The sequence below is a fragment of the Wenzhouxiangella sp. XN24 genome (genome assembly GCF_011064545.1).
Classification (GTDB): Bacteria; Pseudomonadota; Gammaproteobacteria; order Steroidobacterales; family XN24; genus XN24.
In genome coordinates this window covers 108,163-120,520 of sequence record NZ_JAAMFG010000026.1, presented here as the reverse complement: position 1 = coordinate 120,520, position 12,358 = coordinate 108,163, and the positions used below count along the sequence as shown (strand labels likewise).

At 65.5% G+C, this 12,358-nt stretch carries 13 protein-coding genes; 5 read left to right on the top strand and 8 right to left on the bottom strand.

What is annotated here, in order from left to right:
* Positions 1 to 25: 25 nt before the first annotated feature.
* Positions 26 to 1,225 (bottom strand): efflux RND transporter periplasmic adaptor subunit, encoded by a 1,200-nt coding sequence (locus tag G6032_RS03390; protein WP_165280732.1) that lies wholly within the window; start codon positions 1,223 to 1,225, stop codon positions 26 to 28.
* Positions 1,226 to 1,328: 103 nt separating this feature from the next.
* Complete coding sequence (locus tag G6032_RS03385; RefSeq protein WP_165280731.1) at positions 1,329 to 3,428, bottom strand: carboxy terminal-processing peptidase; 2,100 nt, start codon at positions 3,426 to 3,428, stop codon at positions 1,329 to 1,331.
* A 107-nt stretch (positions 3,429 to 3,535) separates the two neighbouring features.
* Here G6032_RS03385 and G6032_RS03380 point away from each other — a divergent pair, with 107 nt between their 5' ends.
* Both G6032_RS03380 and G6032_RS03375 read left to right on the top strand, forming a co-directional pair.
* Positions 3,536 to 3,820, top strand: a complete 285-nt coding sequence (locus tag G6032_RS03380; protein WP_165280730.1) for a hypothetical protein — start codon at positions 3,536 to 3,538, stop codon at positions 3,818 to 3,820.
* A 29-nt stretch (positions 3,821 to 3,849) separates the two neighbouring features.
* Positions 3,850 to 4,056 (top strand): hypothetical protein, encoded by a 207-nt coding sequence (locus tag G6032_RS03375; protein ID WP_165280729.1) that lies wholly within the window; start codon positions 3,850 to 3,852, stop codon positions 4,054 to 4,056.
* Here the strand turns inward: G6032_RS03375 and G6032_RS03370 are convergent.
* Together G6032_RS03370 and G6032_RS03365 are read right to left on the bottom strand one after the other, a co-directional pair.
* A complete protein-coding gene (locus tag G6032_RS03370) occupies positions 4,053 to 4,619 on the bottom strand; it encodes a DUF1232 domain-containing protein (RefSeq protein WP_165280728.1) in 567 nt (188 codons plus the stop codon). The two genes, G6032_RS03375 and G6032_RS03370, sit on opposite strands and share 4 nt — an antisense overlap.
* Positions 4,620 to 4,675: 56 nt before the next feature.
* Entirely contained in the window at positions 4,676 to 4,996 is a 321-nt protein-coding gene (locus G6032_RS03365; protein WP_165280727.1) for a hypothetical protein, read from the bottom strand.
* 121 nt (positions 4,997 to 5,117) lie between these two features.
* Here G6032_RS03365 and G6032_RS03360 point away from each other — a divergent pair, with 121 nt between their 5' ends.
* From G6032_RS03360 to G6032_RS15885, 3 genes are read left to right on the top strand one after another with little or no spacing between them, the layout of a single operon-like run.
* Positions 5,118 to 6,200 (top strand): AI-2E family transporter, encoded by a 1,083-nt coding sequence (locus G6032_RS03360; protein ID WP_165280726.1) that lies wholly within the window; start codon positions 5,118 to 5,120, stop codon positions 6,198 to 6,200.
* Positions 6,197 to 6,616 (top strand): VOC family protein, encoded by a 420-nt coding sequence (locus tag G6032_RS03355; RefSeq protein ID WP_165280725.1) that lies wholly within the window; start codon positions 6,197 to 6,199, stop codon positions 6,614 to 6,616. The genes G6032_RS03360 and G6032_RS03355 overlap by 4 nt, the downstream gene beginning before the upstream one ends.
* A gap of 13 nt (positions 6,617 to 6,629) precedes the next feature.
* The gene (locus tag G6032_RS15885) at positions 6,630 to 7,820 is read left to right on the top strand and encodes an FHA domain-containing protein (RefSeq protein WP_165280724.1); all 1,191 of its coding nucleotides are present in this window, start codon (positions 6,630 to 6,632) and stop codon (positions 7,818 to 7,820) included.
* Between the two features lie 40 nt (positions 7,821 to 7,860).
* Here G6032_RS15885 and G6032_RS03345 read toward each other — a convergent pair whose 3' ends face one another.
* From G6032_RS03345 to hypE, 4 genes are all read right to left on the bottom strand, one after another.
* A complete protein-coding gene (locus tag G6032_RS03345) occupies positions 7,861 to 8,322 on the bottom strand; it encodes a CBS domain-containing protein (protein WP_165280723.1) in 462 nt (153 codons plus the stop codon).
* A gap of 89 nt (positions 8,323 to 8,411) precedes the next feature.
* The gene (fusA, locus tag G6032_RS03340; protein WP_165280722.1) at positions 8,412 to 10,460 is read right to left on the bottom strand and encodes an elongation factor G; all 2,049 of its coding nucleotides are present in this window, start codon (positions 10,458 to 10,460) and stop codon (positions 8,412 to 8,414) included.
* 51 nt (positions 10,461 to 10,511) lie between these two features.
* Positions 10,512 to 11,321 (bottom strand): SAM-dependent chlorinase/fluorinase, encoded by an 810-nt coding sequence (locus tag G6032_RS03335; RefSeq protein ID WP_165280721.1) that lies wholly within the window; start codon positions 11,319 to 11,321, stop codon positions 10,512 to 10,514.
* 16 nt (positions 11,322 to 11,337) lie between these two features.
* Complete coding sequence (hypE, locus tag G6032_RS03330) at positions 11,338 to 12,351, bottom strand: hydrogenase expression/formation protein HypE (RefSeq protein ID WP_165280720.1); 1,014 nt, start codon at positions 12,349 to 12,351, stop codon at positions 11,338 to 11,340.
* Positions 12,352 to 12,358: the final 7 nt, after the last annotated feature.

The following is a 12,358-nucleotide window of genomic DNA, read 5'->3' as shown; positions in this document are numbered from 1 at the left end:
GCGGGGAGTACTCGGCCGGAGACCGTCAGATATCTTCTTGCGCCACGCGGGCCGCACCGCGATGCACGACCTCGACGCTGGCACCGTCGCGCAGTCCGGACTGGCCGATCACCACGACCTGCTCGTCGCCGTCGAGCCCGTCGATGATCTCGACCTGCTCGCCTTGCGAGTAGCCGGTGCGGATACTGCGGCGCTCCGCCTTGCCGTCGATCACGACGAATACCGCCTGGGAAACATCGTCATCCAGGATGGCTGCCCGCGGCGCAAGCAGCACGTCGGAGCGCCGGTCCCAGACGATGTTGAAGCGGCCGAACATCCCCGGCTTGAGTGTTCCTGCGGGGTCCGGGATCTCGAGCGTGACCTTGAACGTGCCGGTCTCCGGATCGACGACCGGGCTGATGCGCTCCACATTCGCAGGAAAACTCTGCCCGGGAATGGCATCCAGGGTCAGCCGGGCGGTCTGGCCCGCTTCCAGCCGACGGAATTCGCGCTCCGGAATATGGATATACGCGATCAGCGGATCCATTGCGGTGACGCGGAATGCCGGTTCATTGACCGAGATATTGTTGCCCAGCCGGATGTGCCGCTCGCTCACCACCCCCGCGATGGGCGCGCGGATCTCCGTATAGCTGTACTCCAGCTCAGCTATACGATAGGCGGCGCGGAGCGCATCGAGTTCGTATTTCAGGTCCTCGAAAGCGCCGGAGCTCACGAGGCCCCGATCGAACAGCTTCAGGTTGCGTTCGTATTCCTGCTCGAGCTTGCTCAGGTTTGCCAGCGAGCGCTGCATCTCCAGGCGCAGACGGTCTCCGTCGAGCCGCGCCAGCACCTCGCCTTCCTCGACCCGGTCGCCCTCTTCGACGAGCAGGTCCATGACCTCCCCGCTCACCTTGGCGATCACCAGCGCATCGGCATCGGTCTCCAGCGAAGCCGTTCCCGTGTAGACGGCGAACACGTCGCCTCGCTGCAGGGTGGTGATTTCCACCGGGATCCGGGTGATTTCCTCTTCTTCCGCGGAGTCGTCGGCGTCGCTGTTCCCCTCGCAACCCGCCAGCAGGAGTACGCTGATCATCAACGGCACGAGCAAGGCCTGGAACTGCACCAGTCGATGGGTCGCCGCATTCCACATGGCTGGCAGGAAACGCCGCAGGCGCGCGGCGGGCTTGTTCCCACGGTTCACGGACTGGCCGGGTGACTGGTGGGGCTGTAGCGGTGTGCAGCTCATTTGGGGCCTCTCGCCGGTTCCGATGATGCACTACGTTAGTGTTGTAGTGGAGTATAACACCGGTCATGCGGGATGCAAGTCCCCCGTAGCCTGCCGATTTCCGTTAATTCGTCCCGCCCGGTTGCCGGGTCTTGGCCACCACCCCATCCGGTACCTTCGTGAGATCCACCACGACGGAGGCCGCCTCCCGGAGCAGGATATCCGGGGCGTCCTCTTCATCGACATCCTCGAGCGATGCAACCGGCTCCAGGCCCCGTGACACCCGGCGCTCGTTCTCGCGCGCCAGTCTCTCGGCTTCGAATCGGCGGGTCTCCTCCCGCCGTGTCTCGAGATTCAATGACACCGATTTTCTGCTGCGCTGCGTCTCGATGGCCTCGATATCCTCGAGCAGGTAGACGAAATCCGGGTCCGAACCGCGCCGCCGGCCATGCTCGGTGCTGAGGAGTTCGATCGCCTCCTCGAGTTGCCCGCGGGGCGTGAAACGGGTGCTGCGGATCTGGTCCCACGGGAGGGCCGTATCGCGCGTGCTCTCGCCGACCATGTGTGAATCGATCGGCGATGGCACGATGATATCGGGGATGACACCGCGATTCTGCGTGCTGTCACCGGTCACGCGATAGTACTTGCCGATCGTCAGGGTCAGCTGGCCGAAACGGGGGTCGTCGCCCGGCGCGTAGCGGTCGAGAGGGTAGAGGTTCTGCACGGTGCCTTTGCCGTACGTCCGCTGGCCGACCACGACGCCCCGACCGTAGTCCTGTATGGCTGCGGCGAAGATCTCCGAGGCGGAGGCGCTGAAACGATTGACGAGCACGGCCAGGGGGCCGTCGTAGACCACGCCCGTGTCCTGTTCCTCGAGCACTTCGACCCGGCCGCTGGTGTCGCGCAACTGCACGATCGGCCCGCCATGCAGGAACAGTCCCGTCATGGCGGTCGCTTCGGACAGGTGGCCGCCGCCGTTGTTGCGCAGGTCGAGCACGAGGCCGTCGATACCTTCTTCCACGAGTTCAAGCGTGAGGCGACGAACATCCGCCGTGGTGCTCGTGTACTCACGGTTGCCCGCAGCGCGCGCATTGTAGTCCTGGTAGAAGGAGGGCACCGTGATGACGCCGATGCGGTGCGCCGTATCCTCGCGCTCGATTTCCACGATGTCCTTGCGGGCCGCCTGCGCCTCCAGCTTGACCTTGTCACGCACCAGTGCAATGACTTCGGGCGAGCTTCCGGGGGCGGCTCCGCCGGGAAGCACCTGCAAGCGCACCGTCGATCCGCCGGGCCCGCGGATCAGGTCGACGACCTCGTCGAGCCGCCAGCCCACGACGTCGACGAATTCCCCGTCCTCGCCCTGGCCGACAGCGACGATGCGATCCTTCGGCTTGAGCGTGCCGTCGAGGGCGGCGGGCCCGCCTTCAATGACGTTGATGATGGCGACGTATTCGTCCTGGATCTGCAGCGTAGCCCCGATGCCGTCGTAATTCAGGCTCATCTGGATACGGTATTCCTCGGAATTCCGCGGTGAGTAGTAGCTGGTATGCGGATCCATCGTGTTCGCATAGGCGTTCATGAAGGTCTCGAAGATGTCGTCGCTCTTCACCTGGAAAAGGCGCTTGAGCACCTGCGAATAACGTCCGTCGAGGATTTCGCGGGTTTCCTCCCAGCTCTTCTCGGTAAGCAACAGGCCCAGCGCGTCGTTTTTCACGCGCTTGCGCCACAGGTCGTCAAGCTCGTCGCGCGAGGCCGCCCATGGCTCCTCGCTCCGGTCGAACATGAATTCCTCGTCGATGGAGAAATCCGGCTCCTCGTCCAGCACGGTGAGGGCGAACTCGACCCGCTCGCGGGCCCTGGCGAGGTAGCGGTCGTAAATGGCGAACACGGCATCGAGTTCGCCGCGCTTCACGGCGTCGTCCAGGCGCGTCCGCAGCGGCTCGAATTCTGCGATGTCGGCGGCGAGAAAGTACTGTCGGTTGCGGTCGAGTGCATCGAGGTAAGCGTCCAGCATCTGCGAAGACGCCGAATCGTCCACCGTCGCCCGGCGATAATGGGAGCGTTCGAACAGCGTAGTGACCAGGCGGCTGATCTTGCCATGCCGATCGGAAGGCGCGAGCGCATCCTCTGCCGGTGCCGGCTGGGCAGCGACGCTGGTGGTGAGCAGCAGCGCCAGCGCGATGCTGGCTACCTTCGCAAGAGCTGGGTTCAGTACAATACGCATCTTATCTCCGTGACCGCGGTGACTGCCGCGAAATCGGCGAGCCAGCGACTAAGGCTAGAGGGCCGGAGGACGCCAGGCAAGCGTTTCCAGGGCCAGGGTGAGCAGCAATGAATCCATTGACCGTAGTGACCGGTATCATGCTCGGTTCGGCCGCTTCCATAGCCGCCGGGCTGGGCGTCGTCGTGCTCATCTTCCTCCTGCTGGCCGGGGAGCACCCCCAGGTCAGCGCGGAAATCGGTTCGCTGGTGACCAGTGCCGTCATGTTTCTTGCTATGACCATCGTTTGCGCCGCCAGTTTCATCAGCCTGGTGAAAAACCTTTCCTGGTGGTGGATTTCACAAATCGGCATGTGGGCGGGACTCGGGCTGATCGTGGTCTATTTCCTGCCATGAGGCGCAGTTCGGCGCCGGAGAGCGATTCGATGCACGAGGTCGGGCCTTTCATCGGCAGATTGCGCCGGCGATTGCGGCCCCTGCTGCCCCGAAAGTGGCTGGCGCCGGATCCCCTGTCCAGCTCCGGCCTGCGCGCGCGACGGCCGGCGAGGGCGCGCATGGAACTGGATCCGGAGAATCCCGCGTCCTCCTGGGCGGCCTGGGAGGTCAGTCGGTTCCGACGCAGCGCGGGCTAGAAAAGCGAAAACGGCGAGCGCCCCGAGCTCCGGACCCGTCTGCGTCCCCGGTCCTTGCGGCGGCGATTGCGCATCCGCGACTGCAGGGCCTGGCGCCTGGCGGTGAGCCACTCGAGCCTTGCGTCCGGATCGGCGTCGGCTGAGTCCCGGCTCGCCCGGAAAGAGCAGAAATCCTGGTAGGCCTCGATTTCGTGCCGCAATTCCCGGACCACGAGTTCCACCATGATGGCGTCGTCCAGGAAACCGAGTCCGGGCACGACGTCGGGTATCAGGTCCTCGGCTTCCGCAAAATAGCCCAGCGCATTGAGGACCCGGCCCTTTTCCTCGTCCGGGAGGGCCCACTCCGTATCCCGGACCATATCGATCAGCGTTCTCAGCCGGCGCAGCCGGTCGCCGATGAAATCGGGAACGTTCCGTTCCTCCACGCCGGCGAGGACCTGCTCGGCGGCGTCCAGGATCTCGTCTGCTCCACGCCCCTTCGCTGCAGCCCGGGCCTGCCGCATGACACGACGGAAATGATCGAGGTCGGCGTCGGCGAGCTCGAATGTAACCTTTAGAGACATGGCGATAGGGCTCCTTGGCGGCCTCGGCCGGAGAGTACGACGCGCCTGCGCGAGCGTCAAATAAAGGGTTCGGCGCGTTGCTCCGGAGTGTTTTGTTCCGCCGTGTCCGGGGCCCGCCGGGTGCCCCGCGAAACAGGCAGCCAGAGCAATCGCAGCAGCTGGATCGTCAGCCATGGACCCGTCACCAGCAGCCAGGGCCATGGAGAGCCGGAGGCCAGGTGGCCGTATAGGTCGCCATAGAATGTCCCCATGCCGCCATCGGGACGGTAAGGGCCGAGGAGCTGCTGTCCGACAAGGAAAACGAGCGCAGGCAGGACGAACAGCCCGAAGCCGCCGAATATCGCCAACAGCAAGGCCTCGCGGCGTAACCAGTCCAAAATCCGTGCTCCCTGGCGTTCTTTCTGCGCGATTCTCACAGACCCGTCCTGCGGCCACAACCATGGCGGTGCGTCCCGCCTCGAACTGATATCCTTGTACGCCCGCCTGGGAGACCATTGCATGAACGCGATTTTCGCGTGGCTACGCCGGCAGCTGGAAGATCCTCAGGTCGTCGCCCTGACCTTGATCGTCCTGGTGCTGGCGATATCCATCTGGGCCTTCGGGCAAATGCTCGCGCCGCTGCTCGCGGCGCTCGTGATCGCCTATTTGTTGAACAATATCGCCGCGGAGCTTCGTGTCCGCGGCCTGCCGCACCCTGTGGCCGTGCTGGTCGTATTCACGCTGTTCCTGGCGGTCCTGTGGCTCTGCTTCTTATGGCTGGTGCCCCTGCTGACGCGGCAGATGGGGCAGTTGTTCCAGCAGGTGCCTTTCATGATCGCGGAGGTCCAGAAGGCGCTGCTCCAGCTCCCGGAGCGCTACCCGGCTCTCGTCTCGGAACAACAGATCCGCGATGTTTTCGCGGGCTTCAACGGGGAACTCCTGCGTTTCGGCCAGGGCCTGCTGAGTTTTTCCCTGGCTTCGCTGATGACGTTGATCACGGTCCTCGTCTACCTGGTGCTGGTGCCGATCCTCGTATTCTTCCTGCTCAAGGACAAGGACCTGCTGATGGGCTGGGTGTCGGGCTTCCTGCCGCAGGATCGGCACCTGACTCGGGAGGTCTGGCACGAGGTCGACCGCCAGATCGGCAACTACGTGCAAGGCAAGCTGGTCGAAATCCTCATCGTCGGTACCGTGGCCTGGATCGCGTTCAGCTTCCTCGGCCTGCAATACACCGTGTTGCTGGCGGCGCTGACAGGGATCTCCGTGCTGATTCCCTACATCGGCGCCACGGTGGTCACGTTGCCTGTCGCGCTGGTAGCTTACTTCCAGTTCGACCTCTCCGCGGATTTCTATTATGTGCTGATCGCTTACGGCATCATCCAGTTCCTCGACGGCAACGTGCTGGTGCCCGTCCTGTTCAGCGAAGTGGTGGATCTCCACCCGGTGGCCATCATCGCGGCCATCCTGTTTTTCGGCGGCCTGTGGGGGCTGTGGGGCGTATTCTTTGCGATTCCACTCGCTACCGTCATCCAGGCCATACTCAGGGCCTGGCCGCGTGACGGCGGGATCGTGAAAGCGGAATCGGAGGCGGCCGGCGGATGAAATACCTGCACACCATGGTTCGTGTCACGGACCTCGAAGCCTCGCTCGCCTTCTATTGCGATCACCTCGGCCTGGTCGAACAACGCCGACACGACAGCGAGTCGGGCCGCTTCACCCTTGTTTTCCTGGCGGCACCCGGCGACGAGAGCGCGCAGATCGAGTTGACCTGGAACTGGGATCCCGAAAATTATGGCGGGGGACGCAATTTCGGGCACATCGCCTACGCGGTCGATGATATCTACGCCGCGTGCCAGCGCCTGCTGGATGGCGGCGTGGTGATCAACCGGCCGCCACGCGACGGGCGCATGGCGTTCGTCCGCTCCCCCGACCTCATATCCATCGAGCTGCTCCAGAAAGGGACGGCCCTGCCGCCGCGGGAACCGTGGGCGAGCATGCCGAACGTCGGCGAGTGGTGATGACGGCCCGATCGTGACGAATCGCGACATCCTGAACCGGCTGGGACTCGCTCGTTTCCCGTTCGGAACCGATCCCGGCGCCGTGTTCTATGCCGGTCCGCAGCACCGCGAGGCGGCCGGTTTCCTCGAAAGCGCATTACAGTCGGTCGACCTGCTGGTGGTGCTGACGGGCGAGCAGGGTGCCGGCAAGCAAACCACCCTCGATTTCACGCTCCGGCAGTCGCTTCCCGGCGCGCTGGTGGCCCCGCTGGGCTCTTTGCCGACCGGCCCGGACGATTTTTTTGCCGGACTGCTCGCCGGATTCGGTTTCGACGGGCTCAATGCCAGCCGCGACGAGATGCGTGGCTTGATCGAAGTGTTCCTCGGGCAGCAATTGCAGAAGAACACCACGACCATCATCGTCGCAGAGGTGCCGAGCACGGTCTCCGGGGCCGTCATCAAGGAACTGGGATGGCTTTCGCTCCTCAACTCGGTGCGCCACGGACGCCTGAAGCTCGTCCTCCTGGGAGGCGACGGGGTGGAACGCCAGCTCGCTGCACCGCGCATGCATGCATTGCGCCAGATGATCCGCTGGCAGCACCGGCTCGAGGCGCTCGGGATCGCGGAGACTCGCGATTACCTCGAATTCCATGCCGAAGCCGCCGGGTCCGACCGGCCGGACAAGCTTTTCAGTCCCGAGGCTTCGGCGCGCATCCACGAGCTTTCCGGCGGCCTGCCCGGGCGCATCGACCAGGTGGCCGCGCGCGCGCTGAATATCGCCCTGGAGGCGAACGAGGATACCGTCGGCGGGCATTGCGTCAGGCCACCGGAAGACGGAGACACCGCGAAAGATGCGCCGCCCCCGCGGCGAGTGGCGGCGCTGGACATCCTGCTGGACGGACAGCCGACGGCGCGGATCAGCCTGAATGCCTCGCGGCTGCTGATCGGGCGGCATCCCTGGAACGATGTGCGGCTCGACCATGATTCGGTCAGCCGGCACCACGCCATGCTGGTGCGTGAGGGCGGCCGGTGGACGGTCGTCGACCTCAACAGTACGAATGGCATCCGGGTCAACGACCACGTCGTTCGCCAGCGCCGCCTCAACCACGGCGATGTCGTGCAGGTCGGCCAGTTCCGCCTGGTGCTCGGGGAGGGGATCGCGCCGACGCGCAGCCTCGAGGCGGTCGAGGACGACGTCAGCGCGACGACGATCCTGCCGGGCTGAGCGCCGGGCGCGCTCCTTCCGGGTGTCGTACGCCCCGGCCTCAGGAGATCACGTCGTCCTGCATCTCCATGTTCTCGGAGTCGATGTCCGCTTCCGGCTCGGGTTCGGGTTCGGCGGCCTCGAGCTGTTCCATGAGGGTGATGGCTACCCCCAGGAAATCGGAATCCGTGACGATGCCCTGCAACTGGCCGTCCCGAGTCACGGGGAGGCAGCTTCTCTTCTGCCTGAACATGATCATCGCCGCGTGCCGGACGTTGCTGCGTTCATCGACGACGTCGAGGTCGCGCACCATGATTTCGCGGACCGGGCGATCGCCGCCGTTCCCGGCGACCAGCACGTCCGTCTGCGACACCAGGCCGATCATCCTGCCGCTCTCGTCCAGCACCGGGAGATGCCGGATGGCGTGGGCCGCCATGGTGCGCCGCGCCTCGTCCACGGTGGCTTCCGGGCTGATGATCACGAGGCTGCGTCGCGGCGTCATGAGTTCACTGATATCGAGCATCGAATTGTCCGTCGCATATGAAAGTATGTTGGCGCGCCAGCGGCGCGGCGCATTGACGTACGTCAAGACCGCGACCACATGGCGCCATTCTAATCGTTTTCTTCCTCGTGCAGGTCTCGCGTGAGATCCTGCTGGACTTTCGGCGGGACCGGCTCATAGCGATCGAGCTGCATCGACCAGGCGCCGGAGCCGCCGGTCAGCGACTTCAGCTGGTTGGCGTAATCCTGCAGTTCCGCCAGCGGGGCCTCGGCATCGACCTGGATGCGCTGGCCGGACAGGGAGGTCGAGCCCAGCACGCGCCCGCGTCGCGCCGACAAATGACCGGTGACGGCGCCCAGCGAGTCCACGGGGACGGTCACCTGGAGCTGCACGATCGGCTCGAGAATGATCGGCGCGGCGCTTCGGATGGCCTCGATGAACGCACGGCGTCCGGCGCTGATGAAAGCGACTTCCTTGGAGTCCACCGGGTGGGTTTTCCCGTCGTACACGGCGACCCGGATGTCCTGCAGCGGAAATCCGCCGATCGCGCCTGACGCCAGTGCCTGGCGAACGCCCTTCTCCACGGCGGGGATGAACTGCTGCGGGATGGAGCCGCCGACGACTTCGCTGGCGAATTCGAAACCCGAGCCGCGGGGCAGGGGCGCGATGCGCAGGTAAACCTCGCCGAACTGCCCGGCACCGCCGGTCTGTTTCTTGTGGCGGTGGTGGCCCTCGGCCGGCCGCGTGATCGTCTCGCGATACGGGATGGTCGGCGGGTGGGTCCGGACCTCGACGTTGAACCGCTCCTTCATCGCTTCGACGACCAGCCTCAGGTGGAGCTCGCCGCTGCACATGACCACCGTTTCATTGGTTCCCGGGCGGTGTTCCACGCGCAGCGCCGGGTCTTCGGCGCACAGCTTCTGCAGCGCATCGGAGAGTTTCTGCTCGTTGCCGCGTTGCGCCGGCTCGATCGCGATGCCCATCATCGGCGGTGCGGCTTCCGGGAGCCGCACATGGAAGTGATCTTCGTCGTGGGAGTCGTGCAACACGTCGTTGAAGCCGAGACTCTCGATACGGGTGACGGCGATGATGTCTCCCGGTCCCGCGGCGGCAACCTCGGACGTCTTCTTCCCTTGCAGCTTGTAGAGATGACTCAGCTTGACCGGTTTGCGCGACTCGCCCACGAATACCTGCGCCCCGGCGCGGATCGTCCCCTGGTGGACCCGGATGACCGCCATGCGCCCGACGTAGGGATCCACGACGACCTTGAAGACATGGGCCACGACGTGTCGATCGGGTTCCGATTCCACCACGACCGGCTCTGCCCCGGCGCCTTCCCCACGCATGAAAGGTGGTGGGTTGGCTTCCCGCGGACTGGGAAGGAGCTTGACGATGTAGTCGAGCAGGGCCTCGACCCCGGCACCGGTTTCCGCCGAAACGAAAATCACCGGGATGAGATGCCGTTCCCGCAGGGCCTGTTCGAATGCGGCGTGGAGTTGCTGCGGATCCAGGTTCTGGCCCGACTCGAGATAGGCTTCCATGAGCGCCTCGTCCACCTCGACCACCTGGTCGATGATCCGCGTATGCGCTTCCTCGATGCTGGAGAAGTCCGTGGCGTCGCCGCTCTCGTGAAAAAAGCAGTCCACCACCTTACGGCCATGGTCGCTCGGCAGGTTGACCGGCAGGCACCGTGCCCCGAATGCCTCCTGGATTTCGGCAAGCAGCTCGTCGAGCTTGTCGGGATCGGTGTCCATCTTGTTGACGATGATGATGCGGGACAGTTGCGCGTCGCCGGCCGCCTTCATCATTCGTCGCACGCCGGTCTCGAGCCCACCCGAAGCGGAGAGCACGAGGGCTGCGCATTCCACGGCGGGCAATGTCGCGATCGCGCGCGGCAAGAAGTCGGTGAAACCGGGTGTGTCGATGATGTTGATTTCAGTCTGTTGCCACTCGCAATGACAGACCGCTGTATCCAGCGAATGCGCCATGGAAATTTCGCGCGCCTCGAAATCGCATACGGTATCGCCGCGATCCACCCGGCCGCGTTGCGGAATCGCCCCGGCGGTGTGCAGCAGGGTTTCCGCGAGCGTGGTCTTGCCGGTGCCGGCCGGTCCGATGAGGGCCAGGTTCCGGATGGCGTCAGTTCTGTCGTTATTCATTGTTGGACCTTTCCGTGTCTGCAGTGATTGTTGGATGGCGTCTCTCCGGCCTCAGGCGCCGAGGCCGTCCACGAGTCGGAGCGGCGTTCCGGGGGCGAGCCCGAGCTCTGTCGCAGCACTGGCGCCATTGACCGCCAGTTCCAGCACGCCGAAGGCGTTGACCAGTGCGAGCGGCGCGCCCGGCGGCACGTCGGCATAGGTGTTCCGGACCGCCAGGGACTGCGTGCCGACGATCGCCCAGGGTTGCCGGCACGAGGCGACCAGTGAAGCGCCGATATTGGTGAAAAGATTGCCGAAGTGGTCCGCCAGCAGGATTTCGCCGCTGATGCCCTCGGCGTCGCGGGTCGGGGCCGGAAGCGGCGCCGGGTCGGCCGGCGTGGTGGGGGGGCCGAAATCCTCCGGCGCCAGCGTGCCCGTGGCCAGCGCGGCGGCCAGCGGCGCGAACAGGTCCCGGCCATGGAATGTCTGCGAGATCTGCGTGAGCCCGAGCCGCCCGGGCAGGTCCGCCGCCATGGCGAAATAGCGTGCCGTCCGGCAGTCACGCAACGCCTCAGCGAGCAGGCCGTTGTCCGGCGCGAGCAGGAGCCGGTCCTCCGCGAGCGCCAGGAGGACACGGCGGGCCGTCCCGACTCCCGGATCGACCACTGCGAGATGCACGGTGCCGACCGGGAAATCACGCCAGGCACGTCCCAGCCAGAAGCCTGCCAGGTCGGGGCGGCCCATCGGCATGCCATGCCCCAGGTCGATGATGCGGGACGCGGGAGAACGACTCAGGATGCGGCCGCTGACAATGCCGGCAAAAGGATCCGCTGTACCGAAGTCGGTCATGAGCGTAATCAGTCCGGACGGGGCGAAAGGCATGAGTCAGGTCCGTCAGTCAGCAGATCCGTGGCAGCGGGTCGTCCTCGAGTTCCTCGAGCATCCGCCGGCCACCCAGTTCGGTCTCGATCACGACCGGTCGGCCCTCGGCGTCGACCTGGCCGATGATCGCTGCGTCGTCTCCGCCGGGCAGCGCCTGCCACGCGGCGAGCGCGCGCTGCGCCGCCTCCGGGGCGAGCACCGCCACGACCCGGCCCTCGCAGGCCAGGTAGAACGGATCGTAACCCAGCATCTCGCACACGCTGCGCACCGTGTCGCGGACGGGAATCCGGGTTTCGTCGAGGCGCACCGAGAGCCCGGAGGCACGCGCGATCTCGTGAGCCACGGTCGCGAGGCCGCCGCGTGTCGGATCGCGCATGAAACGCAAGCCGGGATAATCGAGCAGGGCACTGGTGAACGGGAACACGCTGGCCGCGTCGGAAAGGAGTTCACCACTGAGTCCGAACTGCTCGCGGGCGAGCATCACGCAGATGCCGTGGTCCCCGACGCTGCCGCTCACCAGCAGCTGGTCGCCGGGCTGGATGAGTTCCATGCCGAGCCGGAGGCCGTGCCGGCGCACGCCGATGCCCGTGGTGGCCAGGTACAGCCCGCCACCTTCCCCGCGCCGGACGACCTTGGTATCTCCGGCGGCGACCTGCACGCCGGCTTCGCGTGCCGCACGAGCCAGGCTGCTCACGATCCGGTCCAGCACCTCGACCTCGAGGCCTTCCTCGATGAATACGTTCAGGGAAAGATACAGGGGCTTGGCGCCGGCGACCGCCAGGTCGTTCGTGGTGCCGTGCACGGCCAGTGAGCCGATGTCGCCCCCGGGGAATTCCAGCGGCTGGACGGTGAAACCGTCGGTCGTGAACACCACCTCGCCTTCCGGCAGGGCCGGCAGGGGACAGGCATCCAGGTTCGTGTCGAGGACGCCCCCGCCGAGATGCCGTGCAAAGACCTCCTGGATGAGCTCGCGCATGTAGCGGCCGCCGTTGCCGTGGGCCAGGCCGATCCGTGCCTCGTCAAGCGCCATGCGGGAT